We start from the raw sequence: 25,730 nt of genomic DNA, 5'->3' as shown, positions 1-25,730 counted from the left end.
CCTGTTTACCTTTTAATGATACTACTTATTACTACGTATAGAATAAATTTCAATAATGTTTTTTAGGTTTTATTGTCCAAAATATTAAGCCTAAAATAATCTCTAGAAAATATGTCGCAAAACGCCATAAAAACAAGGCGAGAACCAATAATGATTTGGAATCAATGAATGTGGAAAATAATTTCTGAAAACCAAATTCAGCTCCGCCCTCAGCTCCCGGAATAGGTACAATCGACATAAATAATGTATTCATAACATTAATTTTAGTAACTGCCAACCAAGAGCAATTCAAATTCAATGCTAGCAAAATAAAAAAAGGTACTGAATAAAAGCACAATAATTGTAAAAGAGTTAAGCAGAAGCAACAAAATAACTTCATTTTATTAGAACGTAATTTTTCTCCCTCTACATAAAAGTTATCTATCTGATTTAACACATTATTTTGCCAATTGCTCAATTTCTTGCTTTTAATCAAATAAAACAAAAAGTTACCAATTTTTTTAGTCAATTTAACAGTAAAATTATGTGCAAATAAAATAAATAGCAAAAATATTATTGAACTTATATGTAATATAAAACCGATAAAAATGAAAACAGCTATCCCATCAAATTTAGCTAATATTGACTGAAAACACGTTACAAACGCAAAAATATAAATACCAAAAACAGATATTTGATAAATAATAAATTTCATCAATAAAACTGATGTAGCTTTTCCTACCGATATACCCATTTGTTTTAAAGCCACAATTTGTGCAGGTTGTCCCCCTGTAGACATGGGCGTTATAGCATTAAATAAAGATTGCACTAGAGATACTCTAACAAAAGACCAAAAAGGGGGGATTAAAGAATTTTGTTCGTAATTAAGTATTACTAAAATAAATGACTCACACAAAAAGCTAAAAGCTAAAGTCACAAATATTAATACACAATAAAAAACATTTATGAGATTAGCATCTTTAATTAACGTGGCAATATTAATCGTACTTAATTCTTTACATATAACTATGCAGCTAATCAATAGTACAAATAAAATACCAATAATATGTCTTTTATTCATTATTTTATCTGTCCCATTTTTTTACCCAAATTATATTGCTCTAAATAAAATTCACGCCAGACCTTAGTTAAATTGGCCTCAGAATATTCATCACTGGCTTTTAAAGATAACGTATGATACCTTTTTAATTTTTCAGGATCACTTAAAACTGACTGTATTATTTGATTAAAATCATCAAAATTATTACCAGACATATAATATCCATCGATAATAGCTTTATACAAGTCTAAATTTCTTAATAAAACAGGCGTACCACATGAAAAAGCTTCTAACACAGACATCGGAAATAACTCATCATATGATGGCAATAAGAATAAATTAGCAATATTCAAATAGTTAACTAATTCTTGACGAGTAATAATCCCTGTAAATAATAAATTTTTTGGCGGATTAGCAACTAATTTCTTTAATCGATCATATCCTTCAGTAATTTTTCCAAATGAAAAACCACCAGCCCATATAAATTGTATATCTGGATTAGCTTGTGCTAACTTAGCGAAATCATCGACACCTTTTCTAACTTGAACTTGGCCATCACCAAAAATAACAAATTTATCATCTGGTATACCAACTTTTTCCCTAAATTGCTTTTTTTGAGCATCAGTTTGTTCATAAAAAACACTTTTCGAAACAAAATTAGGTATATATTTTATTTTGGATCGATCAATTCCATAATTTGCTAATTTATCAATAAAGATAGGATTAACAACTACAATTTGATCCATTCTTTTATAAAAATCTATCACATACTTGTATAGTACAGTTTTGGCACCACTAGGCAATTTGATAGATCCTTCTAATGTTTCAGGTAAAAAATGAACATAGCCAATCTTTCGTCCTCGATTTTTGGAAAAACTATTTATAAAATAAGTCGGATTAATAGTATGGTAATGTGTAATATCACTTTGTGAATATTGATTAATGGTTACTTGAAATTCATTAGACAAATTTTTCCTTAATAGACCAATTAATTCATTATAAGCAGAACCTACACCTTGTCCTTGTACAGTATCTGCTTTTGAAAACATATTAATTTTTATCATTTTATTTTATCCTTTTGTATTGCATAATAACATCATCATAAAATTCTGCTACATTTTTTGCAAAAGTTTCAGCTGAAATCTCTGATAATTTTTTTTGAAAAATACTATCATCTGCTTTATTCGGTGTACGTAATATATATGATCTAATTAAATCATACATTTCTTGCTTAGTATCAAATACAGAACCCAATGAAGATGAATCAAAAATATTTCTTGTATAGTCTGTGTTATAAACAACACAAGGTGTGCCTACAGATAAAGATTCGATATATGTCAAACCTTGTGTTTCTGTATCACTTGCTGATACAAACAAATCTGCCATTCGATAAAAATTAGCTACATTACTATGATCAACGTTACCAGAAAATATTACATATTTTTCTAGATTCAACCTTAATACTTGATCTTTTAATGGCCCTACGTCTGGTCCATCGCCAGCAATAACTAATTTCAAATTTGGAAATTCATCCACTAAAATAGCTAAACAATCTAAAATTCTATTTATTTTCTTCTCAGCAGCTATTCTAGACAAAGTTAAAATTACATAGTCACTACTTGATAATCCAAGTTGTTTTCTCACATCACAAACTGGAGCCGCATTGATTCCACTTATATCAACACCTGTAGGAATTACTCTAATCGGTGTCTTAACACCATAACGTAATAAAGTGTCCTCTACTCGTCTACTTGGTGCAATAACGCCGTTCATATGATATAAATAAGCCTTTGTAAATTGCTTAACATGATATGGTTTTAGCAAATGACCATTTAGCACATAATGCAAATAATCTTCATACATGGTATGGTACGTATGAACAGACGGTATTTTTAAAGAATATGCAACGTACTTACCAATGAGTCCCATTGAAAATTCTGTTTGCGTATGTACAATATCAAGCTTAACCTCATTTGCAATTTTAGCAACTTGGAATAAACCTCGAAAAGCTACTCTCCTATCTGTAAAAGATACAAATGGTACACTGGCAACACGAAAAATATTTGGTTCAACAATATTTTTATCTACATGCGGATCAGTCGTAGTAAAAATAAAGACAGAATGCCCTTGTTGTTCTAACGCTTCTTTTAAAGTTTTAATAGAAGTGGCAACACCTGATATTTGCGGAAAATATGTATCTGAAAAAAGTCCTATATTCATTAAAATACCTCCATATAGGGATATTATAAAATTTACAAGCATTTCATGCAATTTGAATAAAAAAAAGACGTGAGAATCCTCACGTCATATTCAGCCAGAATGTCTGAAAAAATAGCGGTGATCGGGGTCGAACCGATACGTCCCAAGGGACACCAGATTTTGAGTCTGACGCGTCTGCCAATTCCGCCACACCGCCATAAAATAAATATTTAATCAGGACTTCAGGCGAAGGCGGTGATCGGATTTGAACCGATGATTAAGGTTTTGCAGACCTCTGCCTTACCACTTGGCTACACCGCCATCATCTACTGATTGTTAACAAATTGGGATAGCTGGATTCGAACCAGCGCATGATGAAGTCAAAGTCCATTGCCTTACCACTTGGCTATATCCCAATGTTAGGGCGGAATGTGGGGCTCGAACCCACGCATGCCGGATCCACAAACCGGAGTGTTAACCGCTTCACCAATTCCGCCGTAATTTTATAAACAGGGATAGTAGGAATTGAACCCACACTAGCGGTTTTGGAGACCGATGTACTACCTTTATACTATATCCCTATTATGGAGGAGAGTGGATTCGAACCACTGAACTCAGAGAGAACGGTTTTACAGACCGGCGCGTTTAGCCACTTCGCTACTCCTCCGAAATAATGGCGCGGGACGGAATCGAACCGCCGACACAAGGAGCTTCAATCCTTTGCTCTACCAACTGAGCTACCGAGCCATTCTACGGTCCCTACCGGATTCGGACCGGTGATCTCCTCCGTGACAGGGAGGCGTGATAACCCCTACACCAAGGGACCAATTGCGGGAACAGGATTTGAACCTATGACCTTCGGGTTATGAGCCCGACGAGCTACCAGACTGCTCCATCCCGCGATAACTATTAAGGAGGATGTGGGATTCGGACCCACGCACGGGCAGAACCCGTCTGACGGTTTTCAAGACCGTTCCCTTCAGCCGGACTTGGGTAATCCTCCATTAATGCCTTAAGGCAATGACCCGTACGAGATTTGAACTCATGTTACCGCCGTGAAAGGGCGGTGTCTTAACCACTTGACCAACGGGTCTTTTACAACTTAAGTACTAAATAATTTTACCAGCAATTGAAAACATTGTCAACACCTTTTTTATCAGTACCAGTTGCTTACTAACACATGACGCATCAGCAATAACTATATTACTATATATTTCTATTACAAGCAAGCCTTTTTCTGAAAAAAAATATTTTTTTATTTTGAATAATATAAGGCTGCACAATCTTATCAGCATCAATCTTTTCAACAGCAGTATTTGCAGTTTCTTGCTCTTGAGTTTCTGCAGCGTTACTCTCTTCATTAACTGAAACCTGCTTGCCATTTTCTTTTTCTTCTAAAGCTTGTTGCACATCTTTTGGCATTTTGTAAATGTCCTTTCTATAACACACATTTTAAAGTTTCGGGAAACTGACACATGGTGTTCTTTACTGCCTGCACACACGGGAAAAGGCAAAATAAAAAGCCGTTTACACGACTTCGCACGATTAACTCACGATTATTTTTATTTATTTTGGCTATTTATAGCCATTTGAGTTGATTAGTAAGTTTTATTTCACACGATTAACTCACGATTATTTTAATATTATGTTTTTGTGGTTCCTTTACCACATTTTTTACATCTATACAGTGTTCCATGAAAAGGTATATCCTTAACTGCAACTTCCCATTCGTGTACACAGCAGAATGTTTGAATAAACCATATTTTAATTCTATATAATGTATACATGTCCCTAACTCCTTGATTTTTTGAAAAATAAAAGACCATTGATTTATATCAACAGTCTTTCAATGTTTAATTTTGTTTATCTTGTTGTTTTGCTAGTCTTTCTCTTTCTTCAAATAATTTTTTTTGAATACGTAAAAATTTTTCCATTTCTCTTTTATTTTTTTCGAGCCTTTTCTTGGATTTGATTCGCCCGAATATCTGATCTGGTGATGCATCTTCATGCCATCTTTTAGCAGAAAACGGCTTTTGTTTCTGTTCTTCCATTTTATTATTCCTCCAGCATAACTACAGTCATAATTCCATTTTGTTCATAGGTTTTAACTATCCTAAATTTGGTATTCCTAGGGAAAATAACTTCTTGTTCATTATAGTTGTATTTTGACACATCCCTAGCCGACTTGCAATGTTTAATAATCATATGAACTTGCTCTGTTCCTTCACCATAGTGATCTTTAGAAGCTGAAAGATACGCTTTATCTACAAAAACAACGTTAAAGAAGCTACTGCAAATAAAACAAATATCAATTATCAAAAACAATTAAAAGCGATTTTAATACTTTATCGTAAAACCTAAAACAGTACAAATGCTATTGGGTCACTCTGATATAAGAATTACTTTAGATATTTACACACACATCACAAAAAAGAACCAGGATGATGCAATTGACGCACTTAAAAAATTAGATCTGTAAATAAAAAAGCACTTTGTTAGCCAAAAAGTGCTTTTTTATACTATAAATGTTGATATACTACAATTATTTGCTTTAACTACGGAGATTGAGAGATTCGAACCCTCGCGCCAGCCTTAGCCAACCTACACCCTTAGCAGGGGCGCCTCTTCAGCCTCTTGAGTAAATCTCCAATGGGCCTAAATGGACTTGAACCATCGACCTCACGCTTATCAGGCGTGCGCTCTAACCAGCTGAGCTATAGGCCCATTTTAAGCGGGTAACGAGAATCGGACTCGCGACTAAAGCTTGGAAGGCTTTCATTTTACCACTAAACTATACCCGCTTTTTCCTATAAATGGCGCGGGACGGAATCGAACCGCCGACACAAGGAGCTTCAATCCTTTGCTCTACCAACTGAGCTACCGAGCCATTCTACGGTCCCTACCGGATTCGGACCGGTGATCTCCTCCGTGACAGGGAGGCGTGATAACCCCTACACCAAGGGACCAATTGCGGGAACAGGATTTGAACCTATGACCTTCGGGTTATGAGCCCGACGAGCTACCAGACTGCTCCATCCCGCGATATTTACCTTTTTATAAAAAAAACAAAGATCTCTATGGACCTTGTAGGACTCGAACCTACGACCCGACGGTTATGAGCCGTCTGCTCTAACCAACTGAGCTAAAGGTCCAACTTACCTTTTATAGCGGCGGGGGGGATCGAACCCTCGACCTCCCGGGTATGAACCGGACGCTCTAGCCAGCTGAGCTACACCGCCATTCATTTCCTTGTAACCTTGTTACAATCGGGAAAACAGGATTCGAACCTGCGACCCCCTGGTCCCAAACCAGGTGCTCTACCAAGCTGAGCCATTTCCCGTTATGGTGCACCCTGAAGGATTTGAACCTTCAACCTTCTGATTCGTAGTCAGACACTCTATCCAGTTGCGCTAAGGGTGCATCATTATATGCCGAGGACCGGAATCGAACCGGTACGGTTGTCACCAACCGCAGGATTTTAAGTCCTGTGCGTCTGCCAGTTCCGCCACCCCGGCATTATAATGATAAGCGGAAGACGGGATTCGAACCCGCGACCCCCACCATGGCAAGGTGATGTTCTACCACTGAACTACTTCCGCATTATGCCGATTAAAGGATTCGAACCTTCGACCCCCTGTTTACAAGACAGGTGCTCTAGCCAACTGAGCTAAATCGGCTTCCTATTCTTTTTTTCTGTTTACTCACAGAATACGGGTGATGAGACTTGAACTCATACGTCCGGAGACACTAGAACCTAAATCTAGCGCGTCTGCCAATTCCGCCACACCCGCAAAACTTGGGTCTAATGAGTCGTGGCAGGCTCGAACTGCCGACCCTCTGATTAAAAGTCAGATGCTCTACCAACTGAGCTAACGACTCGATGGAGGATACAGGGCTCGAACCTGTGACCTCCTGCTTGTAAGGCAGATGCTCTCCCAGCTGAGCTAATCCTCCATTGCACGGCAACGTCCTACCCTCGCAGGCAGTTTCCCACCAACTACTCTCGGCGTTAAGAACCTTAACTTCTGTGTTCGACATGGGAACAGGTGTTTCCTTCTTGCTTTCGCCACCGTACTCTTCCTTGAGCTTTTACACTCAAAACTGAATATAATCTCTGCTTCTTCCGAGCTCTCTTTGGTCAAGTTCTCGACTTATTAGTACCGGTCCGCTCCAAGCATCACTGCTCTTCCACTCCCGGCCTATCTACCTCATCGTCTCTAAGGTGTCTTACTGCTTTCGCTTCGGAAATCTCATCTTGAGGGGGGCTTCGCACTTAGATGCTTTCAGCGCTTATCCCTTCCATACATAGCTACCCAGCGGTGCCTTTGGCAAGACAACTGGTACACCAGCGGTATGTCCATCCCGGTCCTCTCGTACTAAGGACAGCTCCTCTCAAATTTCCTACGCCCACGACGGATAGGGACCGAACTGTCTCACGACGTTCTGAACCCAGCTCGCGTGCCGCTTTAATGGGCGAACAGCCCAACCCTTGGGACCGACTTCAGCCCCAGGATGCGACGAGCCGACATCGAGGTGCCAAACCTCCCCGTCGATGTGAACTCTTGGGGGAGATAAGCCTGTTATCCCCAGGGTAGCTTTTATCCGTTGAGTGATGGCCTTTCCATGCAGTACCACCAGATCACTAAGCCCTACTTTCGTACCTGCTCGAGTTGTCTCTCTCGCAGTCAAGCTCCCTTCTACCTTTACACTCTGCGAATGATTTCCAACCATTCTGAGGGAACCTTTGGGCGCCTCCGTTACTCTTTAGGAGGCGACCGCCCCAGTCAAACTGCCCACCTGACACTGTCCTCTCACACGCTTAGTGTGACGAGTTAGAGGATCCATCAAACAAGGGTAGTATCCCAACATTGCCTCTGATAAAACTGGCGTCCTATCTTCTCTGGCTCCTACCTATCCTGTACATGTTTAACAAATACTCAATATCAAGCTACAGTAAAGCTCCATGGGGTCTTTCCGTCCTGTCGCGGGTAACCCGCATCTTCACGGGTATTATAATTTCACCGAGTCTCTCGTTGAGACAGTGCCCAAATCATTACACCTTTCGTGCAGGTCGGAACTTACCCGACAAGGAATTTCGCTACCTTAGGACCGTTATAGTTACGGCCGCCGTTTACTGGGGCTTCAATTCTAACCTTCGCTTTCGCTAAGCTATCCTCTTAACCTTCCAGCACCGGGCAGGTGTCAGTACCTATACGTCATCTTACGATTTTGCAGATACCTGTGTTTTTGATAAACAGTTGTTTGGGCCTCTTCACTGCGGCTGATTTCTCTTCAGCACCCCTTCTCCCTAAGTTACGGGGTTATTTTGCCGAGTTCCTTAACGAGAGTTCTCTCGCTCACCTGAGGATTCTCTCCTCGACTACCTGTGTCGGTTTGCGGTACGGGTACTCGCTCTCTGGCTAGAAGCTTTTCTTGGCAGTGTGACTTCATGACCTTTGCTACTTTGATTTCACTCCGCATCACGTCTCAAAATTGGCTACAAGCATTTGACTCGTATCCTCCCTTAACGCTTACACATGATTCCATCTCCATGCGTCATTAGCCTCCTGCGTCCCTCCTTCGCTCTTATCGATTACGAATAGTACAGGAATATCTACCTGTTGTCCATCGGCTACGCCTCTCGGCCTTACCTTAGGTCCCGACTTACCCTGGGCGGACGAGCCTGCCCCAGGAAACCTTAGTCTTTCGGCGGACAGGATTCTCACCTGTCTTTCGCTACTTATACCGGCATTCTCACTTCTAAACGCTCCAACAGTCCTCTCGATCTGCCTTCTCCGCCTTTAGAACGCTCTCCTACCACGCAGCTAACTGCATCCACGGTTTCGGTACTATGCTTAGCCCCGGTAAATTTTCGGCGCAGCGTCACTCGACTAGTGAGCTATTACGCACTCTTTAAATGGTGGCTGCTTCTGAGCCAACATCCTAGTTGTCTGTGCAACTCCACATCCTTTTCCACTTAGCATAGATTTTGGGACCTTAACCGGTGATCTGGGCTGTTTCCCTTTCGACTACGGATCTTATCACTCGCAGTCTGACTCCCGTGCATTGATATCTGGCATTCGGAGTTTATCTGGATTCAGTAACCCCTGACGGGCCCCTAGTCCAAACAGTGCTCTACCTCCATTATCATTCACACGAGGCTAGCCCTAAAGCTATTTCGGAGAGAACCAGCTATCTCCAAGTTCGTTTGGAATTTCACCGCTACCCACAACTCATCCCCGCAATTTTCAACTTGCGTGGGTTCGGTCCTCCAGCGTGTTTTACCACGCCTTCAACCTGGTCATGGGTAGGTCACTTGGTTTCGGGTCTGCGTCATGATACTATCTCGCCCTCTTCAGACTCGCTTTCGCTTCGGCTCCGTCTTTTCTGACTTAACCTTGCACCACAACGCAACTCGCCGGTTCATTCTACAAAAGGCACGCCATCACACTTTAACGTGCTCTGACTACTTGTAGGCACACGGTTTCAGGTTCTCTTTCACTCCCCTCCCGGGGTTCTTTTCACCTTTCCCTCACGGTACTGGTTCACTATCGGTCACTGGTTAGTATTTAGCCTTGCGAGATGGTCCTCGCGGATTCAATCGGGATTCCTCGTGTCCCGACCTACTCAGGATCCTGCTCACCTACTTTCCGGATTTCGCTTACGGGGCTCTCACCCTCTTTGGCTTATCTTCCCAGATAATTCTGCTATCCTTCCATTCGGCTTTTTACAGTCCTTCTACCCCTAATGGCAAGCCATTAGGTTTGGGCTCTTTCCTGTTCGCTCGCCGCTACTTGGGAAATCGATCTTTCTTTCTCTTCCTGCAGCTACTTAGATGTTTCAGTTCACTGCGTCTTCCTCCTTAATGCTATCTATTCACATTCAAGGTGACACCTCGCGGTGCCGGGTTCCCCCATTCGGATATCTCCGGATCTCTGCGTACTTACCGCTCCCCGAAGCATTTCGTCGTTTGTCACGTCCTTCATCGGCTTCCAGTGCCTAGGCATTCACCGTGCGCCCTTCTCTACTTGACCTATTCAAGTTGAGCTTCTCTCTTCTCGGTCGCTCTTTTTTCAATCTGTTCTTTGATTGTCTCGGTTTTTGCTTTGATTATATTCAGTTTTCAATGTCCTAACTCTCGAGGATTTCTCCTCTATGGAGGTTAACGGGATCGAACCGATGACCTCCTGCGTGCAAAGCAGGCGCTCTCCCATCTGAGCTAAACCCCCATATATCCTTTTTGTGCACTATGCACAATGGGCCTAAATGGACTTGAACCATCGACCTCACGCTTATCAGGCGTGCGCTCTAACCAGCTGAGCTATAGGCCCGATATGCTGTCTGGTTGTTTATCCAAGTTCTAGAGGCGTAATACCCTCAAAACTAAACAAAGTTTCTTTGTGTGCTTTCCGCTTGGCTTCTCATATCCTTCTCTTAGCATCTCTGCTCTCCAGATACTTTCGCCTTCCTTAGAAAGGAGGTGATCCAGCCGCAGGTTCTCCTACGGCTACCTTGTTACGACTTCACCCTAATCATCTGTCCCGCCTTAGACGGCTGACTCCTTTCGGTTATCCCGCCGGCTTCGGGCGTTACAGACTCTCATGGTGTGACGGGCGGTGTGTACAAGGCCCGGGAACGTATTCACCGCAACGTGCTGATTTGCGATTACTAGCGATTCCAGCTTCATGCAGGCGAGTTGCAGCCTGCAATCCGAACTGAGAACGGCTTTCAGAGATCCGCTTGCCTTCACAGGGTCGCTTCTCGTTGTACCGTCCATTGTAGCACGTGTGTAGCCCAGGTCATAAGGGGCATGATGACTTGACGTCATCCCCACCTTCCTCCGGTTTGTCACCGGCAGTCTCATTAGAGTGCCCAACTTAATGCTGGCAACTAATGACAAGGGTTGCGCTCGTTGCGGGACTTAACCCAACATCTCACGACACGAGCTGACGACAGCCATGCACCACCTGTCTCATAGTCCCCGAAGGGAACATCTAATCTCTTAGACTGGCTATGGATGTCAAGACCTGGTAAGGTTCTTCGCGTTGCTTCGAATTAAACCACATGCTCCACCGCTTGTGCGGGCCCCCGTCAATTCCTTTGAGTTTCAACCTTGCGGTCGTACTCCCCAGGCGGAGTGCTTAATGCGTTAGCTGCAGCACTGAGAGGCGGAAACCTCCCAACACTTAGCACTCATCGTTTACGGCATGGACTACCAGGGTATCTAATCCTGTTCGCTACCCATGCTTTCGAGCCTCAGCGTCAGTAACAGACCAGAGAGCCGCCTTCGCCACCGGTGTTCTTCCATATATCTACGCATTTCACCGCTACACATGGAGTTCCACTCTCCTCTTCTGTACTCAAGCTCGACAGTTTCTGATGCAATTCTCCGGTTGAGCCGAAGGCTTTCACATCAGACTTATCGAGCCGCCTGCACTCGCTTTACGCCCAATAAATCCGGACAACGCTTGCCACCTACGTATTACCGCGGCTGCTGGCACGTAGTTAGCCGTGACTTTCTAATTGATTACCGTCAAACAAAGGTCAGTTACTACCCCTGTCCTTCTTCACCAACAACAGAGCTTTACGAGCCGAAACCCTTCTTCACTCACGCGGCGTTGCTCCATCAGACTTGCGTCCATTGTGGAAGATTCCCTACTGCTGCCTCCCGTAGGAGTTTGGGCCGTGTCTCAGTCCCAATGTGGCCGATCAGTCTCTCAACTCGGCTATGCATCATCGCCTTGGTAGGCCGTTACCCTACCAACTAGCTAATGCACCGCAGGTCCATCCAAGAGTGATAGCAGAACCATCTTTTAAACAGTTGATAGGCATCATCTGTTGTTATCCGGTATTAGCATCTGTTTCCAGGTGTTATCCCGATCTCTTGGGCAGGTTACCCACGTGTTACTCACCCGTCCGCCGCTAGCCTGTATCTTGTTTCACAGAGTGCAAGCACTCCGATCTTCAAGGCAGACTCGCTCGACTTGCATGTATTAGGCACGCCGCCAGCGTTCGTCCTGAGCCAGGATCAAACTCTCAATTTATTTTTAAATTGAACTGTTCTAGCTCATTTTCGATTTGTTTGATTTGTTATCTCAAATTTATTGCTTGCGAAATTGACTTCGCTTTTGTTTGGGGTCTTACCCCCGCACACAATTAGCGAAACTTTGTTCAGTTTTCAAGGTACTACGCACATCTAGTGCTTGTTTAGTTTATCATACTTAGTTCTGTTTGTAAAGAACTTTTTTCTCATAAACCTGCCGCTCACGTCTTATCCGTGACGACATTTAAAAATTATACATGATTGAAAAGTGTTTTTCAACTACTTTTTTTAATCTTTTTGACGTATAAATTAGCACTCTTTCGCACTAACAGCTATTACTTTACTATCATAAAGCTTAATGGTCAATACTTTTTGAGCTATTTTTTTATTTTATTTTTTTATACGAATTTAACATCTATCATATTAATAAAACGTTTGGATTTATGGCTAAAATCATCTAATAATATACATATTATTAGATGATATTTCGTAAACTCAATTTAGCTCCATTTTCCTTCAAGATAGTCTTTAGTATCCTTATTCTTTGCCTGAGTGAAAATATCACGACTAACACCATATTCAATTAAGTGTCCAGACATAAAAAATGCTAAATTGTCACTAACCCTTTTAGCTTGCTCTATATTGTGGGTAACAAGTATAATTGTGTGTTGTTTTTTCAAAAACAAAATTGTTTCTTCTACCTTAGCTGCTGAAATAGGATCTAATGCACTCGTAGGTTCATCCATTAATAAAATTTCTGGATTAGTAGCTAATGCTCGAGCAATACATATTCTTTGCTGTTGCCCACCAGATAAACTACAAGCATTGCAGGATAACTTATCTTTTACCTCATCCCATATAGCAGCTTCTTTTAATGCATTTTCTACTATTTCATCTAAGATCTTCTTCTTATTTATGCCTTGTATCTTTAAACCAAAAGCAACATTATCATATATTGAAAAGCTAAAAGCATTTGGTTGTTGAAAGACCATACCTATTTTTTGTCTTAAAAATGCCAAGTCAATATTATTGGCATATATTTCGTATTGCTTAAATTTAATATTTCCTGTTACTTTACTATTTGGTATTAAATCATTCATTCTATTAAAGCATCTTAAAAATGAAGATTTGCCACAACCCGATGCACCAATCAATGCAGTAACAGCATTGGCTTCTATATCCATAGAAATTTTATGTAATACTTCAAACTCATCATATTTTAGCGATAAATCTTTGATACTAATAATTTTCATAAACAACCCTCTTAACCGAATTTTCCACTTACATAATTTTTGGTAATAGAGATTTGAGGTCGAAGAAAGATATCATCAACCGAACCATACTCGATTAGTGATCCCATATTAAAAAAAGCAATATAATCACTAACTCTGCGAGCTTGTTGCATATTATGAGTCACCATAATAATTGAATATTTTTCTTTCAATTTTTTGATAGTTTCTTCTAATTTAGCTGTAGCAATTGGATCTAATGCACTCGTAGGTTCATCTAATAGTAATAATTTGGGCTTTAATGCTATAGCTCTTGATATACATAACCTTTGCTGCTGACCGCCGGAAAGTTCCAACGCACATTTGGCTAAATTGTTTTTAACTTCATCCCATAACGAAGTTTGTTTTAAAGATTTTTCTACTGTTTCATATACTTCATCTTTATCTGACATACCATGATATCGCAAGGCATAAGCAATATTTTCGTAAATAGACTTAGCAAATACATTTGGTTGTTGAAAGACCATGCCTACATTTTTACGTAATTCATATACATTAATCTTCGGATTATTTATTTCCAGGTCAGCAAAATAGATTTTCCCAGATACAGTTGTGATATTATCATCAATTCGATTAATACTTCTCAAAAAGGTCGTTTTGCCTGAACCTGAACATCCAATTAATGATGTTATTTTATTTTGGTAAATATCAATTGATATATCTTTTAAAACCTTAGTTTTTCCATAGCTAACAGATAACTCGCTGGTCTGCAAAATATAAGACGTATCTAAATTATTACTCATTATTTTTTCTTTCCATAAATAAATTTTTGGTGTAAATAATTACCTAAAAAATGTGCAACTAGATCAAATAGTAAAATCACACCAACTAAAATCAATATTGAACAGAATGATATTTTTTCAGCATCAGGCTTTAGGCCTTCAGAATTAATTTTCCAAATGTAAACTGACAAAGTCTCAGCTGGTCGCATAATATTTAATGGACTATCCATACAAAATGGATTCCAATTAGCATAATTTAACAAAGGAGCACTTTGTCCAGAAGAATAAATCAAGGCAGCCGCTTCGCCAAATATACGACCAGCACTCAAAACCACTGCAACGATTATGGTAGGAATAGTTTGTGGTAATAATATTCCTTTGATCAGATTCCATTCAGATAAGCCAAGTGCCTTACCAGCATCCCTTTGTGCTTGTGATATATTACAAAAAGCATTTTTTATATTAGCAGTCAAAATCGGTAAATTAAAAATTGTTAAAGCAAGTGAACCAGCTAAAATAGAAAAGCCGATATTAAATTTGATAACTATTATTAAATATATAAATAGTCCAACCACAATAGATGGCATATAACTTAAAACGTCAATCATATTTTGAATAAAATCGACAAGCTTATTTTTAGGTGCAAATTCTGCTAAATAAATCCCTGAACCAATAGATAAAGGTAAAGATATTATCAAAGTTAATAACAGCATATACACTGAATTAAATAACTGATCTCTAATACCACCACCTGAACCAGTAATTTGCGATGGTAGCAATATAGATTTTAATGATAGATATCGGATACCCATGCCAAATATATATGTCAAAAACAGCAGTAAAAATGACAACAATAAAAGAACTATTAATAAAATAATTTTTTTAGCAACCTTATCTATAAAACTATTTGACATGATTAGTAATTACCTTTCTTAGCTAAAGTTCTAATTAAGACATTAAATACTAAAGATATAAGCAATAAAAATAAAGCTAACGTCCACAAAGCATTATTTTGCACTGTACCAAAAATAGTATTACCCATTTGGACTGTTAATTGACTTGTTAACGTTGTAGTAGGCGTTGCTAATCCTTTAGGCAGTAACACGGTATTTCCTATCACCATTTGTACGGCCATAGCTTCTCCTAATGCTCTAGCCATTCCAAAAATAACTCCAATTAATAATCCGGGGAGGCAAAAGCGTAAAATAATTTTATAAATAGTTTGCCAGCGAGTAGCTCCCAATGCTAATGAGGCTTGAATCATGCTAATAGGTACACCATTAATAGCATTTATCATTATTGATGTAATAGTTGGTAAAATCATTACAGCTAAAACTACTGCTCCTGATAATAAGCCAAATCCTGTACCACCATATATTTTACGTACGACAGGGACAATTAATATTAATCCTAAAAAACCGTATACTACAGATGGTATTCCAGTAAACAAATCTAATACAATCTGCAAAATGTCCTTAACTCGCTTTTTAGCATACTGAGTTACAAACAAGCTTAATGCTAAACCAAATGGTATAGCTAGCATTAATGCAAGTAATGTTACCCCGAAAGAGCCTACTATCATAGCTAAAGCTCCTATTAAAGGTCGTCCATTAGAGGTGTTGCCAGGTTGCCAGACATCACTGATTAAAAAATTTAATAAGCTAGCTCGATTATCAACAAATATAGCTAATCCTTTTATAGCAATAAAAACAATTAACGAAATAGCAGTAATAACAATAAACATAGTACAAAATGCTGTTATAACAATTCCGCGACGATTTTCATTAATTGCTTTAGAAGTCTTCAATAATTTTTGGTGTAAGTCTGCCATATCTAACCTTTATTCTTAATCAAAGTAACTTTACCATTAGCATCCTTTTGCACTTTCATTTTGCGTATACTTATATATCCCATTTTTTCAACTGTACTTGTTTGAAATTGACGTGACATAATATATTCAATGAACTTTTTAGCTGCTTGTGGTTGTTTTTTCTTATTCATATACATATGTTCATACGACCATAATACCCACTTATTTGTTAATACATTAGCACTCGTAGGTTTAACATGGTTGATAGAAAGTTTTTGCAATTTTTTCTTATTAGCATATGGAAACGCTAAATAACTAATACTTCCTGGCGTGGTGGATATTATTTTTTGAACAGAACCATTTGAATCTTGAGTTTGACTTAGTTTCATTTTTTGACCCTTCATTACCTCTAACTCAAATGTTTTCCTAGTTCCTGATCCTTCTGCTCGATTGACAACTACTATTTTCTGATTAGGTCCTCCCAACTGATTCCAGTTATTTATTTTTCCACTAAAAATTTCTCTCAGTTGCAACATACTAATATTAGTAATACCTATTTTTTTATTTATAACAGGCACAATACCTACTACAGCAACTCTATGATCAATTAACTTGTTGGCATTAATACCATCAGCTTGTTGGGCAAAGATATCAGAATTTCCTATAGTAACTGTTCCTGCTTGAACTTGATTTAACCCTGTTCCAGATCCTCCACCTTGTACATTAATCCGGATATGATTTTTGTCTGCATAATGTACAGAAGCTTCTTCAACTAAAGGTTGCAACGCAGTAGATCCAACTGAAATTAATGATTCTTGTTTTTGACTACATGCAGTTAACGTGCATGTCATGACTAAAGTAAATAATAAGTACTTTATCGTTTTTATTTTCATTGTTTTACCCTCCTCAAATCTTTTCAATTAAAGTTTAAAAAAATAATGTAAAATCTATACATTATTCATGTAAATTTTCGGTAAACTTTGTAAATTTGTTATTTTTTTCAACCTTAGTTTTATACAATAGATTTATGAGGTGAAGTATGAAAACTATAATTCTATTAAGCAAAGATATTGTTCTTTTTACAGGACTCAATACTCTTGCAAATCAAAAACAAACTAGCATTTATAATGCATTAACAATCAAAAAAGTAATTAAACATGCATCAGATCCAGATACAATCGGTATAATTATCGACTTACATCATCTGCATGATGAGGATTTTTTTAACAACTTAGATAAAATTCGACACCACTTTAATGGGCCAATAATTATATTGACCAAAGTTTTTGATGCACACTCTGCAAAAAAGATGTTCAAAATCAAAGCAAGTGTATGTTTAACATCCTATAATCCCGATTTAATTCTGGCACAGTTGATAAGCTTAATTTGGCTCAATGAAAATCCACGAAAAATTGTTGAAAACCAGGAAGATATACATGACTATTTACTTTCAGAGCATAAAAAAATCAACTTAGACTTGCGACAATACCCGCCTAAGTTGAATGGAAAAATATTAAATCTAACATCTAAAGAATTCAAATTGCTAAAATTTTTATTTGAAAATCAAAATCACGTACTATCAAGAGAGCAATTGCTAGATGGAGTATGGGAATATGAAGATGAATACAATACTACCCGAATAGTCGATATGCATATCAGTAATCTACGTGACAAAATAGAGGCCGATCCTGCCAATCCTCAATTAATTAAAACAGTAAGAGGATTAGGATACATGTTAAAATTGCCTAACCAATAAATTTAATCTGTTCTTTTATCCATTTTGCCATCAACAATTCTATATATTACATCAGCATATTGTTCTAATCGTTGATCATGCGTAACCATAACTATCAGTGTGCCATCCTGATGAGCAAACTGTTGAAATAGCTGGCCCACCAAAGTTACACATTTACTATCTAAAGATGCAGTCGGCTCATCTGCTAATACAATTGGAGGATTAGTGTATAAAGCACGAGCGATAGCGATACGCTGCTTCTGACCACCAGATAATTCCTTAGGATATTTATCTAGTAACTCATTAACTTGTAATTGCTCCAATAAATTATTTAATTGCAGCTGCTTCATATTATTTGTTTTCTTGATTATATTTGCCAAAACAAATTGCTCTCTAATTTTTAAATATGGAACTAAGGCATAAGATTGCAAAATAAAACCAATTTTATTTAATCGCAACTGATCCAATTGCTTAGCATTCATAGCAGTTATTTCTTCACCTGAAATAATAACCTGACCACTAGTAGCTTTTTGCAAGGCTCCTAGTATAGTTAAAAAAGTACTTTTACCTGAGCCAGAAGGTCCCTCAATTAAAACGACTTGACCTGCATCAGCAGCAAAATTAATATTATCAAGTGACTTAATCTGTGAGCTACCTTTCCCATATATTTTATTTACATTTTTTAATGATACTAATGACATATCTTACCTTTCAAACATTACATTAATTAATAGCACTAGCAGGATCAACCTTCAAAATAGATCTTACTGGTATTAAACTGCCCACTAATCCAACAACAATCATTCCTAATATCACAGATACCATCATCCACGATGACAAATACATAGGCACTGTAATTGGCATTGCTTTCAATGTCAACAATGTAAATATTAAGCCCAACATACTACCAACAATACTTAACAGAAATGATTGCAAAACTGTAGCTTTCACTAGCATTTTAGCGGATACACCTTGTGCACGTAGAACCGCATAACTAGGTAATTTATGCATAGTTACAATATACAAAAAGATAGCAATGGTTATTAAAGAAATAATAAATAAGAAAGCAATCATCATTTCAAAAGTAGTATTTTGAGCTACATATCCTGGTAATTTCAAAACAAATTGTTTAGTCGAATAATTTTTAGCCTGTTTATGGTGATAATTTAATTTACGCTGAGATACTATAGCTGTAGCTTTAGCTGCTGGTGCCATAGGTCGTATTTTTTTCCAAAGTGAAAAATCACCATAAACTAAAGGAGCAATATTCAATTTAGCGTTTTTAACAAAACCGACAATCTTGTAACTATCATTTTTACCATTAAATTTTATTTCATCCCCAATCTGATAACCATATTGATTGAATAAACTATCAACTACAACTTCATGCTTATTATTAAATTTGCGGCCTGCTACCAAAGACATCGTTTTAAAAATATATTGTTCACGATTAATAGCTATTAACTGACTAGAGACTGTTTTACGATGGGATTTTTTAACCACTATTGGTACTTGACCTATAGATGCATCTTGTTTAGTTAACTTATTTTTTTCTAAATCTTGTTTAGTTAAAATCGATTGATTCAAGTTTAAATTAGAATTGTCATTTAAAATAATCGTTTGCATTTGCCATTCTTTGATTACCTGTGTATTTTCGTTGGCTAATCCAAAAGCTAATGCGGATAAAATAAATATCAAATATGAAATTAGTAAAATAATACATGTTATCAATCCATACCTTACTTTTTCATATCTAATTTCTTTCAATGCTAAAAACACAATTTACACCCTCCTTAGACAATCGAGACCCTGTTTAAGTTTCCGAAAATAATTCTCTTTATGTTCTAAATCAAATAATGCCAATTTAATAGTCTCGTGTGTTAAAACCATTGCACTCCAAGTCTTAGTATCCATGTGGATTGCTTTTTGATTTTCTACTTGAAAATTATGAATTAATAAAGATTCATTCACTAGCATATGTTTTTTTAACAATTTTTTATATTTACTCTTTTCGATATTGCAAACTAATTCATAAGCCATTTTATAAAATAAATCCGCATCAAATTCAGGTTTATCCATCTTAATTGGATTATGTATTTGCAACATTGCCTTATTGTATACATAAAGATATGCATCTTCTAAATCATCAAAATAAGTGTAAAATGCACCTCTAGCAATACCTGCCTCTTTAACTATCCGAGCAACATTGGCTTGATTAAGATCATAATTGCTAAACTCATCCAGCATTACTTGCTCAATTTTTTGCTTTTTTGCACTATTTAAATTTATAAATGTTTTTTTTACCATATTTGTCTCTCCCAGTGACACAGTGTCATCACAAATAAATATACATCTATTATGACATCGTGTCAACATGACACAAAAAAAGACACCCATGACTCTATCAAAAAACAAGTAATGGGTATCTTTTATATTTAAACTAAATCCTACTTTTTCTTAAAAGTAATTGTTTGTACTCTATCACCAGAGTTAACAGAACCTTTTTGAACGGGGGAAATCGATTCAATTAAGTCCATATTAGTATAAACCACAATTACAGAATCATCACGGCCACTATCAACAACTTGTTTCAAGTCCATTGTGCCAAGTAATTGGCCAGCAATAACGTGATCACCCTTTTGGATTTTCATCTGAAAAGGTGCACCATTTAATTCCACTGTATCAATTCCTAAATGTACAAGAATTTCTAGTCCTTCTTTAGTCTTGATGCCAATAGCATGCTTAGTGGGAAATAAGGTCGATATATCACCTTCTACTGGTGAATGAATGTCTCCACTAATAGGTTTAATAGCATAACCATCGCCTAACATTTTAGTAGAAAATACATCATCATTTACCTCAGAAATTGGTATCAAACCACCATCAACGGCAGCATCTACTTCCAACCCTTTATTTTTAAAAAAATTAAACATTATTCTAACCTCTTAAACCTTGTAATCCAATTAAGCCTAACAAAAGAATACACAAAGCGTACAACAAAGTACTGATGATAATAGTTACTTTAAAATACGATACAGTAGTGCTTTTAACTTTAGAGCTAGGTAAAGCCCGCAAGCCAAAAATACTCAACAAAAAGCAAATAATATTGCCTACCAGCAATTGGCAAAAACACTGCAAAATCCAAAAAGTTCTTAGTCTTGTTCTATTATTTACTATCTCATCTTTCTTTATCCAGCAATAGTAGCCCAAAAGAAAATCAGTAATAGCGATAATAACGGAAACAGCCATTGCTGGATGTTTGTGAAGCATATTTACAAAACTTACTTGCGTCATTACCAATCTAAACTCAAGTAGACCCCAATAAAGTAGTGGAGCAACGAATAAAATAATCGAGTACCATTTTAAAATAGAACGCGTATTTAAATGTAACCGCTCCATAATCTGATCACAGAAACTAGTTACCTTATTCTTTGTCATAGTCCACATTGTCTAACTCTCCTTTTGATTGTTCCCACTGATAGTATTTAGCAATTAAAAGATCAATAAAGGTATATGCTGGGCTAAAGCTGTCAATAGTAGCATCTCCTTCCACCCAGAATTTTTTTAATTTCAAGGTACGAAAGAAAAAACTATAATCTACTAATGAGACCAACTTTGCTGGTCGCAAAGTTGTAAACGATACTGTTATTATTTTGTTATTTATAAGTTGTATCTTACTTATTTCATCGCGAATTTGAACATTATCACCACTATAAGAAACGATAAATAGCATATCTCCCTCTGTAGCCCGCTTACTTACCATCTTCAGCTCTTCAATCGCAGATGGGAGCATTACAACTTTTTTTCCTATCATAAACAATTCGTGAAGCAAATACCTTGCTATTAATTCTTGAGACCAACCTGTCGAATATAAATAAATCGTATTGGCGTGTTCAATATCCAAAAAGACCTTTTCTAAATCTAAAGTACTGCAATAATTCAGTACTTCTTGAATTGCATTTTCTACTTCAGTTGCAATATCAATCGTATTTATTTTCCTCTCATGAGCTAAATCTGATAATTCAAATCGTAATTCACTGTAGCCTGATAAGCCTATTTTTTTGCAAAGCCTAAAAATAGATGATTCTGAAACATATAATTTTGTTGCTAATTTTGCTAAGCTCAAATGGCTACATAATTTGGAATTTGAAAATAAAAATCTAACAATTTCTTTCTCAAATGTGCTTAACTCTCCACTTTTTTCCCATACACGTCTTTTTAAGTCAGTCATAGTTAATCTCCATATAATGTAAATATTATCATAATTACACTAATATAATAACATAAGGCCGCTAAAAAGTGTTTTGAATACTATCGTCTTTCATTCCATCAACAATACTGTCTGCATTTAGACCAATGATAATATCAATTTTTTATCCTCTAAATAACTTCATGTGCTCCTAAGTATTTAAAGTTAACATCATCTGTAACTTTAGATAAGTCATATACTGACTTAAACTCTAATTGCAGTTGAACACAAAATATTGTAGAAACTAAAAAGTAAGCAATTAATACAATAGCATGTCCAACTTATAAATTTAGTTATTGGCTCACTTTAGTACTTAGTGACCATTTTTCTCAATTAAGGCTTGCATTCTTTCTAAGACTTGTGCAACATCTAGACCAACAATAACTTGGATAGCTTTACCATGGTGAACAACATTAACAGCTTTATTAGCTTTAAATTGAGCATCTGATCCTAACTTATCTGGATCCTTTACAGTTACACGTAAACGAGTAGCACACGATGATATCTCTTCAATATTACTTGATCCACCTAATAATTCTAGATAAGCTTGTGCTCTAGCAATATATGGATCAGATTCAGCCACACCTGTAGCTTGTTGAGCTATCTTTTGTTGAGTCATCTTTTGTTGAGCCATCTTTTCTTTGTATTCTTTCTTGTTGATTAATTTAACATCTTCATTGTCAGCCTCACGACCTGGAGTTACGTAGTTAAATTTCTCAATCATTAGCTTAAAAATAAAGTAAGTAAGAAGACCACATACAATTCCGACAATAAATTGCATTACATAAACATGCCAGTGATTTGACCATAATGGAATCCAGTTCATTGAAGCAATACCGATGGCACCATCTGACATAAGTCCTCTTAAACCGAAGCACCACATAATAGTATTCATAGTAGCAGCCATAACTGAATATACTACCCAAAGTATCGGAGCAGCAAACAAGTAAGTAAAGTCAATAGGTTCAGTAATACCAGTCAAAACAGAAGTTAATGCGGCTGGAATAAGCAATGCCGAAGTTTGCTTCTTCTTGTTTTTCTTAGCTGTAGCATAGAATGCCCAACAAATAAATGGTACTAAAAATACTTTTTCATTACCATAAAGTTGAAATCCTTCCATAGAAGCAATTTGAGATAAAGGCTTTGTGCTTGCAGCATATTCTGTTATATGTTTTAACCAATATGGCTGAAGCCCACCTGCGACAACCGCTGGTCCAAACTGAAATGGAATATATACTAAGTGGTGAAGTCCAGTTGGAATTAAAACACGGTTCAAGAATGAATAAATCCAAATTCCAACAAAACCACTACCTACAATAAAGTGTTGCAAACTGTTAATACCTAACTGAACTTTAGGCCAAATCAAACAAGTTAAGAATGCAACTGGAATCATTACAAAGAAACCTAATATGTAAACAAAGGTTGAGCCTTGGAAAGTACCAAGCCACTCTGGTAGTTTTTTATCAAAGTAATGATTATGTAAGTAAACAACAATACCCGCAATAATTAACGAGAAGATAATACTGGTGTCTAGAGTCTTAATACCAGCTATTTGAGTTAAACCACCATTAGTCGCATTAGCAGTAATTGTAATCTTATTAAAGTTTGGAACACCAAAGAATGCACCCCAGTGACTTAACATGGCCCCAACAAAGTAGTTAAATGTCAAGTAAGTAATCAAGGATTCCATAGCGGCACGTCCATGTGATTTATTTGCTAGACCTATTGGCAATCCAACAACAAATAATAAACATTCCTGATTAAACACAGTCCAACCACCAGCAGAAATGGTATCCCAAACTTTATACCAACCAGTTGTAGGACTAGCTAATGAGCCGAAAATTGTAGCATTGTTAAATAAACATCCTAAAGCTACCACAATACCGGCAAACGAGAAAAGCAAGACAGGTACAAACATTGCAGCACCGAATCTTTGTAGTTTCTGCATCATAATTCATTCACCTCACAAAAAAGGACTTATTAAAAACAGCATTAACAAGTCCTCCCTTAATAAATCATTTATCTATTAAATATCTATTTCAGTATTGGCCAGTAAGGCTTGTTTTCTGGAATCATATCGTCAAGTATCTTTTTAGCAACAAGTGCATCTGGAACAGTCTTATTAAGTGCAAATGCTTCCCACATCTTTTCATATGAATGTTGTTCATATGCATCAACAACTAGTTTTTCACATGTTTGTTGTTCCATCATCAATCCTCTTTGGAAGATTCCAGCTTCACCAGTTGATATTGGCTCAACACCATGTGAAGTAAATAAACAAGGAACTTCAACGATTGAATCTGGATCCATATTTGAAATAGCACCGTTATTTGGAATATTTGCCAAAAACTTTTCGCCAGTATTGTAAGCAATTGCATGGCAGATATCAACAATATATTCTGAGTGAGTTTCGTTACGATCCCACATATTATTTTCTGCAGTACCTTCTTTGACGATTCTTTCACACTCACCAAAGACAATCTTTTGACGGTATTCACGAATTTCATCAGTACGAGTACGATTTGGATCTGCATTCTTAACTTCGTATTGTGGATAGTAATAATATTGCATATAAGTGTTTGGTAAAGTATTTGGTTCCAAAGCGTAGCAATCGGCTGCTTTCTTAAAGGTTTCTTTCCAGCTAGCCTCAGTATTCTTATCGAAGTCACCGCCTACCCAGTATCCATTCTTAGAAACGTACTTCTTAAGCTCTGGCATTAAGTCTTTACCAGTTTTCTTGTCCCAAACGCCTTTCCACCATCCAAAATGATTCAAGCCGTAATAATTAAAATCTAAATCATGATAGTCTTTCAAGCCACAAATCTGTGCCATTCTTGTCATGATATCAATTGGCATATCACAAATGTTGATAACTTTTGAATGTGGACGTAAACGACGACATGCTTCAGCAACAATAGCAATAGTATTAGAGTAGTTAATCATCCAAGCATTTGGTGAATATTCTTCCATCCAATCAATAATTTGAATAATTGCTGGAATAGAACGGAGGCCGTATGCCATTCCACCAGGTCCTGTAGTTTCTTGACCATTAACTCCATATCTTAATGGTATTTTTTCATCTAAGCTACGCATGTGATATTTACCAACACGAATGGATCCCATAACGAAGTCAACATCAGTAAATGCCTCTTTAGGATCAGTAGTATACTCAAACTCAATTTCTGGAGCTCTCTCATTCATAATGATTGATACTGCATCCCCAATTTTTTTCTGACGTTCTGCGTCATTATCGTAAAACTTTAACTTTCTTAATGGAAATCTATCTTGATTCTTTAATAAGTTCAGTACAAAACCTGGTGTAAATGTACTACCACCACCAGCAATAACAACTGAAAACTTACGGTTATCTTTCATCATACAACTTTTACCCCTTTTGTGATTCTCTTCTAAATTAAGATATATCTTGAAAAATTTTTACTTGTTTTTCCTCTCAGCTAGCTTACATATTATTTATACCACTTATCTTTTGCTGAAGAAAGCGGTTTCTTGACTTAAGAATTCTATTTCAACTATTCAAAAATCTTTGTCAAATATTGAAATTTATTTCATTTACTAATCCAAACTCTAGTGGGATACAACAGTTTTATGTTTCAAAATTAATAATATAAATGGGTATTAACCGA

20 protein-coding genes, 29 tRNA genes, 3 rRNA genes and 1 pseudogene are annotated in these 25,730 nt (G+C 37.1%); 2 read left to right on the top strand and 51 right to left on the bottom strand.

From position 1 onward, the window contains the following. Positions 1-49: 49 nt before the first annotated feature. The 17 genes from G6Z82_RS00990 to G6Z82_RS00910 all read right to left on the bottom strand — a co-directional run bounded on the left by G6Z82_RS00990 (position 50) and on the right by G6Z82_RS00910 (position 5,557). Positions 50-1,060 (bottom strand): lysylphosphatidylglycerol synthase transmembrane domain-containing protein, encoded by a 1,011-nt coding sequence (locus G6Z82_RS00990; RefSeq protein WP_006736764.1) that lies wholly within the window; start codon positions 1,058-1,060, stop codon positions 50-52. After that, the gene (locus G6Z82_RS00985) at positions 1,060-2,103 is read right to left on the bottom strand and encodes a glycosyltransferase family 4 protein (RefSeq protein WP_006729816.1); all 1,044 of its coding nucleotides are present in this window, start codon (positions 2,101-2,103) and stop codon (positions 1,060-1,062) included. The genes G6Z82_RS00990 and G6Z82_RS00985 overlap by 1 nt, the downstream gene beginning before the upstream one ends. Before the next feature lies 1 nt (position 2,104). Further along, a complete protein-coding gene (locus G6Z82_RS00980; RefSeq protein WP_006734167.1) occupies positions 2,105-3,259 on the bottom strand; it encodes a glycosyltransferase family 4 protein in 1,155 nt (384 codons plus the stop codon). 112 nt (positions 3,260-3,371) lie between these two features. Then, positions 3,372-3,455: transfer RNA gene (locus G6Z82_RS00975), tRNA-Leu, on the bottom strand. A 33-nt stretch (positions 3,456-3,488) separates the two neighbouring features. Next, a tRNA-Cys gene (locus G6Z82_RS00970) sits at positions 3,489-3,559 on the bottom strand. A 23-nt stretch (positions 3,560-3,582) separates the two neighbouring features. Continuing rightward, positions 3,583-3,654, bottom strand: a tRNA-Gln gene (locus G6Z82_RS00965). A 7-nt stretch (positions 3,655-3,661) separates the two neighbouring features. Further along, a tRNA-His gene (locus G6Z82_RS00960) sits at positions 3,662-3,734 on the bottom strand. 14 nt (positions 3,735-3,748) lie between these two features. Next, positions 3,749-3,819 (bottom strand) — tRNA-Trp (locus tag G6Z82_RS00955). Positions 3,820-3,823: 4 nt separating this feature from the next. Beyond that, positions 3,824-3,905: transfer RNA gene (locus tag G6Z82_RS00950), tRNA-Tyr, on the bottom strand. Between the two features lie 7 nt (positions 3,906-3,912). Further along, positions 3,913-3,985: transfer RNA gene (locus G6Z82_RS00945), tRNA-Phe, on the bottom strand. A 6-nt stretch (positions 3,986-3,991) separates the two neighbouring features. Next, positions 3,992-4,064 (bottom strand) — tRNA-Asp (locus G6Z82_RS00940). A gap of 2 nt (positions 4,065-4,066) precedes the next feature. Continuing rightward, positions 4,067-4,140: transfer RNA gene (locus G6Z82_RS00935), tRNA-Met, on the bottom strand. A gap of 10 nt (positions 4,141-4,150) precedes the next feature. Then, positions 4,151-4,241, bottom strand: a tRNA-Ser gene (locus G6Z82_RS00930). A gap of 18 nt (positions 4,242-4,259) precedes the next feature. Continuing rightward, a tRNA-Glu gene (locus G6Z82_RS00925) sits at positions 4,260-4,331 on the bottom strand. 113 nt (positions 4,332-4,444) lie between these two features. Next, complete coding sequence (locus G6Z82_RS00920; protein ID WP_241243740.1) at positions 4,445-4,660, bottom strand: hypothetical protein; 216 nt, start codon at positions 4,658-4,660, stop codon at positions 4,445-4,447. 431 nt (positions 4,661-5,091) lie between these two features. Then, entirely contained in the window at positions 5,092-5,289 is a 198-nt protein-coding gene (locus G6Z82_RS00915) for a hypothetical protein (RefSeq protein WP_006733838.1), read from the bottom strand. A gap of 4 nt (positions 5,290-5,293) precedes the next feature. After that, positions 5,294-5,557: a hypothetical protein gene (locus tag G6Z82_RS00910; protein WP_206528195.1), complete on the bottom strand. Its 264-nt coding sequence runs from the start codon at positions 5,555-5,557 to the stop codon at positions 5,294-5,296. Positions 5,558-5,588: 31 nt separating this feature from the next. Between G6Z82_RS00910 and G6Z82_RS06690 the strand changes: the two are divergent. Next, a pseudogene (locus G6Z82_RS06690) lies at positions 5,589-5,717 on the top strand (site-specific integrase); the annotation flags it as partial. A gap of 79 nt (positions 5,718-5,796) precedes the next feature. Here the strand turns inward: G6Z82_RS06690 and G6Z82_RS00905 are convergent. From G6Z82_RS00905 to G6Z82_RS00780, 26 genes are all read right to left on the bottom strand, one after another. Beyond that, positions 5,797-5,886, bottom strand: a tRNA-Ser gene (locus tag G6Z82_RS00905). Positions 5,887-5,888: 2 nt separating this feature from the next. Further along, positions 5,889-5,962: transfer RNA gene (locus tag G6Z82_RS00900), tRNA-Ile, on the bottom strand. Between the two features lie 6 nt (positions 5,963-5,968). After that, positions 5,969-6,039, bottom strand: a tRNA-Gly gene (locus tag G6Z82_RS00895). Between the two features lie 13 nt (positions 6,040-6,052). Continuing rightward, positions 6,053-6,125: transfer RNA gene (locus G6Z82_RS00890), tRNA-Phe, on the bottom strand. A 6-nt stretch (positions 6,126-6,131) separates the two neighbouring features. After that, positions 6,132-6,204 (bottom strand) — tRNA-Asp (locus tag G6Z82_RS00885). A gap of 2 nt (positions 6,205-6,206) precedes the next feature. Then, positions 6,207-6,280 (bottom strand) — tRNA-Met (locus tag G6Z82_RS00880). Positions 6,281-6,316: 36 nt separating this feature from the next. Beyond that, positions 6,317-6,390 (bottom strand) — tRNA-Ile (locus tag G6Z82_RS00875). Positions 6,391-6,403: 13 nt separating this feature from the next. Next, positions 6,404-6,477: transfer RNA gene (locus G6Z82_RS00870), tRNA-Met, on the bottom strand. Positions 6,478-6,504: 27 nt separating this feature from the next. Further along, a tRNA-Pro gene (locus G6Z82_RS00865) sits at positions 6,505-6,578 on the bottom strand. A gap of 3 nt (positions 6,579-6,581) precedes the next feature. After that, positions 6,582-6,658 (bottom strand) — tRNA-Arg (locus G6Z82_RS00860). Between the two features lie 9 nt (positions 6,659-6,667). Further along, positions 6,668-6,753 (bottom strand) — tRNA-Leu (locus G6Z82_RS00855). 12 nt (positions 6,754-6,765) lie between these two features. Beyond that, a tRNA-Gly gene (locus tag G6Z82_RS00850) sits at positions 6,766-6,837 on the bottom strand. Between the two features lie 4 nt (positions 6,838-6,841). Continuing rightward, a tRNA-Thr gene (locus tag G6Z82_RS00845) sits at positions 6,842-6,915 on the bottom strand. A gap of 32 nt (positions 6,916-6,947) precedes the next feature. Then, positions 6,948-7,029 (bottom strand) — tRNA-Leu (locus G6Z82_RS00840). Between the two features lie 15 nt (positions 7,030-7,044). Beyond that, a tRNA-Lys gene (locus G6Z82_RS00835) sits at positions 7,045-7,117 on the bottom strand. A gap of 2 nt (positions 7,118-7,119) precedes the next feature. After that, positions 7,120-7,192, bottom strand: a tRNA-Val gene (locus tag G6Z82_RS00830). A gap of 3 nt (positions 7,193-7,195) precedes the next feature. Then, positions 7,196-7,312 (bottom strand): 5S ribosomal RNA (gene rrf / locus G6Z82_RS00825). 60 nt (positions 7,313-7,372) lie between these two features. Then, positions 7,373-10,272, bottom strand: a 23S ribosomal RNA gene (locus G6Z82_RS00820). A gap of 122 nt (positions 10,273-10,394) precedes the next feature. Next, a tRNA-Ala gene (locus tag G6Z82_RS00815) sits at positions 10,395-10,467 on the bottom strand. Positions 10,468-10,495: 28 nt separating this feature from the next. Next, a tRNA-Ile gene (locus tag G6Z82_RS00810) sits at positions 10,496-10,569 on the bottom strand. Positions 10,570-10,711: 142 nt separating this feature from the next. Beyond that, positions 10,712-12,282: ribosomal RNA gene (locus tag G6Z82_RS00805) — 16S ribosomal RNA — on the bottom strand. Together the 16S, 23S and 5S rRNA genes with 18 tRNA genes alongside form the textbook arrangement of a ribosomal RNA operon. Before the next feature lie 499 nt (positions 12,283-12,781). Further along, positions 12,782-13,534, bottom strand: coding sequence for a phosphate ABC transporter ATP-binding protein PstB (gene pstB, locus G6Z82_RS00800; RefSeq protein ID WP_006736449.1), 753 nt, complete (start codon positions 13,532-13,534; stop codon positions 12,782-12,784). 11 nt (positions 13,535-13,545) lie between these two features. After that, a complete protein-coding gene (gene pstB / locus G6Z82_RS00795) occupies positions 13,546-14,313 on the bottom strand; it encodes a phosphate ABC transporter ATP-binding protein PstB (RefSeq protein ID WP_164785697.1) in 768 nt (255 codons plus the stop codon). Continuing rightward, complete coding sequence (gene pstA / locus G6Z82_RS00790) at positions 14,313-15,206, bottom strand: phosphate ABC transporter permease PstA (RefSeq protein ID WP_164785696.1); 894 nt, start codon at positions 15,204-15,206, stop codon at positions 14,313-14,315. Before pstA ends, pstB (G6Z82_RS00795) begins: the two co-directional genes overlap by 1 nt. Before the next feature lie 2 nt (positions 15,207-15,208). Then, positions 15,209-16,123 (bottom strand): phosphate ABC transporter permease subunit PstC, encoded by a 915-nt coding sequence (gene pstC, locus G6Z82_RS00785; RefSeq protein WP_006731532.1) that lies wholly within the window; start codon positions 16,121-16,123, stop codon positions 15,209-15,211. Positions 16,124-16,125: 2 nt separating this feature from the next. Then, positions 16,126-16,995, bottom strand: a complete 870-nt coding sequence (locus G6Z82_RS00780; protein ID WP_164785695.1) for a phosphate ABC transporter substrate-binding protein PstS family protein — start codon at positions 16,993-16,995, stop codon at positions 16,126-16,128. Between the two features lie 146 nt (positions 16,996-17,141). Here G6Z82_RS00780 and G6Z82_RS00775 point away from each other — a divergent pair, with 146 nt between their 5' ends. Further along, on the top strand, positions 17,142-17,858 hold the full coding sequence (locus tag G6Z82_RS00775) for a DNA-binding response regulator (RefSeq protein WP_006729794.1): 717 nt from the start codon (positions 17,142-17,144) through the stop codon (positions 17,856-17,858). Positions 17,859-17,860: 2 nt separating this feature from the next. On the opposite strand, the gene G6Z82_RS00770 is transcribed toward G6Z82_RS00775, so the two are convergent. The 8 genes from G6Z82_RS00770 to G6Z82_RS00735 form a co-directional block, all read right to left on the bottom strand. Further along, entirely contained in the window at positions 17,861-18,538 is a 678-nt protein-coding gene (locus G6Z82_RS00770) for an ABC transporter ATP-binding protein (protein ID WP_164785694.1), read from the bottom strand. Between the two features lie 22 nt (positions 18,539-18,560). After that, positions 18,561-19,616: an ABC transporter permease gene (locus G6Z82_RS00765; RefSeq protein WP_006734957.1), complete on the bottom strand. Its 1,056-nt coding sequence runs from the start codon at positions 19,614-19,616 to the stop codon at positions 18,561-18,563. A gap of 3 nt (positions 19,617-19,619) precedes the next feature. Continuing rightward, entirely contained in the window at positions 19,620-20,144 is a 525-nt protein-coding gene (locus tag G6Z82_RS00760; RefSeq protein ID WP_006729791.1) for a TetR/AcrR family transcriptional regulator, read from the bottom strand. Between the two features lie 140 nt (positions 20,145-20,284). Beyond that, a complete protein-coding gene (locus tag G6Z82_RS00755; RefSeq protein ID WP_006729790.1) occupies positions 20,285-20,770 on the bottom strand; it encodes a PTS sugar transporter subunit IIA in 486 nt (161 codons plus the stop codon). A gap of 4 nt (positions 20,771-20,774) precedes the next feature. Then, positions 20,775-21,284, bottom strand: a complete 510-nt coding sequence (locus G6Z82_RS00750) for a hypothetical protein (RefSeq protein ID WP_006731520.1) — start codon at positions 21,282-21,284, stop codon at positions 20,775-20,777. Beyond that, positions 21,262-22,068: a MurR/RpiR family transcriptional regulator gene (locus G6Z82_RS00745; protein ID WP_164785693.1), complete on the bottom strand. Its 807-nt coding sequence runs from the start codon at positions 22,066-22,068 to the stop codon at positions 21,262-21,264. The genes G6Z82_RS00750 and G6Z82_RS00745 overlap by 23 nt, the downstream gene beginning before the upstream one ends. Before the next feature lie 331 nt (positions 22,069-22,399). Next, on the bottom strand, positions 22,400-24,037 hold the full coding sequence (locus tag G6Z82_RS00740) for an alpha-glucoside-specific PTS transporter subunit IIBC (RefSeq protein ID WP_006729787.1): 1,638 nt from the start codon (positions 24,035-24,037) through the stop codon (positions 22,400-22,402). Between the two features lie 83 nt (positions 24,038-24,120). Then, entirely contained in the window at positions 24,121-25,464 is a 1,344-nt protein-coding gene (locus G6Z82_RS00735) for a family 4 glycosyl hydrolase (RefSeq protein ID WP_006738265.1), read from the bottom strand. Between the last annotated feature and the right edge of the window lie 266 nt (positions 25,465-25,730).

This window comes from Lactobacillus iners (assembly GCF_011058775.1).
GTDB classification, from domain to species: Bacteria; Bacillota; Bacilli; order Lactobacillales; family Lactobacillaceae; genus Lactobacillus; species Lactobacillus iners.
This window is presented reverse-complemented; position numbering and strand designations above follow the sequence as displayed.

What these genes read in the sequence shown, in the direction of transcription:
- G6Z82_RS00760 (WP_006729791.1), bottom strand. Translation starts at nt 20,144, where the DNA reads ATGGTAAAAAAAACATTTATAAATTTAAATAGTGCAAAAAAGCAAAAA.
- G6Z82_RS00920 (WP_241243740.1), bottom strand. Translation starts at nt 4,660, where the DNA reads ATGCCAAAAGATGTGCAACAAGCTTTAGAAGAAAAAGAAAATGGCAAG.
- G6Z82_RS00740 (WP_006729787.1), bottom strand. Translation starts at nt 24,037, where the DNA reads ATGATGCAGAAACTACAAAGATTCGGTGCTGCAATGTTTGTACCTGTC.
- G6Z82_RS00915 (WP_006733838.1), bottom strand. Translation starts at nt 5,289, where the DNA reads ATGGAAGAACAGAAACAAAAGCCGTTTTCTGCTAAAAGATGGCATGAA.
- G6Z82_RS00775 (WP_006729794.1), top strand. Translation starts at nt 17,142, where the DNA reads ATGAAAACTATAATTCTATTAAGCAAAGATATTGTTCTTTTTACAGGA.
- G6Z82_RS00780 (WP_164785695.1), bottom strand. Translation starts at nt 16,995, where the DNA reads ATGAAAATAAAAACGATAAAGTACTTATTATTTACTTTAGTCATGACA.
- G6Z82_RS00735 (WP_006738265.1), bottom strand. Translation starts at nt 25,464, where the DNA reads ATGATGAAAGATAACCGTAAGTTTTCAGTTGTTATTGCTGGTGGTGGT.
- pstB (WP_164785697.1), bottom strand. Translation starts at nt 14,313, where the DNA reads ATGAGTAATAATTTAGATACGTCTTATATTTTGCAGACCAGCGAGTTA.
- pstC (WP_006731532.1), bottom strand. Translation starts at nt 16,123, where the DNA reads ATGGCAGACTTACACCAAAAATTATTGAAGACTTCTAAAGCAATTAAT.
- G6Z82_RS00990 (WP_006736764.1), bottom strand. Translation starts at nt 1,060, where the DNA reads ATGAATAAAAGACATATTATTGGTATTTTATTTGTACTATTGATTAGC.
- G6Z82_RS00755 (WP_006729790.1), bottom strand. Translation starts at nt 20,770, where the DNA reads ATGTTTAATTTTTTTAAAAATAAAGGGTTGGAAGTAGATGCTGCCGTT.
- G6Z82_RS00985 (WP_006729816.1), bottom strand. Translation starts at nt 2,103, where the DNA reads ATGATAAAAATTAATATGTTTTCAAAAGCAGATACTGTACAAGGACAA.
- G6Z82_RS00980 (WP_006734167.1), bottom strand. Translation starts at nt 3,259, where the DNA reads ATGAATATAGGACTTTTTTCAGATACATATTTTCCGCAAATATCAGGT.
- G6Z82_RS00770 (WP_164785694.1), bottom strand. Translation starts at nt 18,538, where the DNA reads ATGTCATTAGTATCATTAAAAAATGTAAATAAAATATATGGGAAAGGT.
- pstA (WP_164785696.1), bottom strand. Translation starts at nt 15,206, where the DNA reads ATGTCAAATAGTTTTATAGATAAGGTTGCTAAAAAAATTATTTTATTA.
- G6Z82_RS00750 (WP_006731520.1), bottom strand. Translation starts at nt 21,284, where the DNA reads ATGTGGACTATGACAAAGAATAAGGTAACTAGTTTCTGTGATCAGATT.
- pstB (WP_006736449.1), bottom strand. Translation starts at nt 13,534, where the DNA reads ATGAAAATTATTAGTATCAAAGATTTATCGCTAAAATATGATGAGTTT.
- G6Z82_RS00745 (WP_164785693.1), bottom strand. Translation starts at nt 22,068, where the DNA reads ATGACTGACTTAAAAAGACGTGTATGGGAAAAAAGTGGAGAGTTAAGC.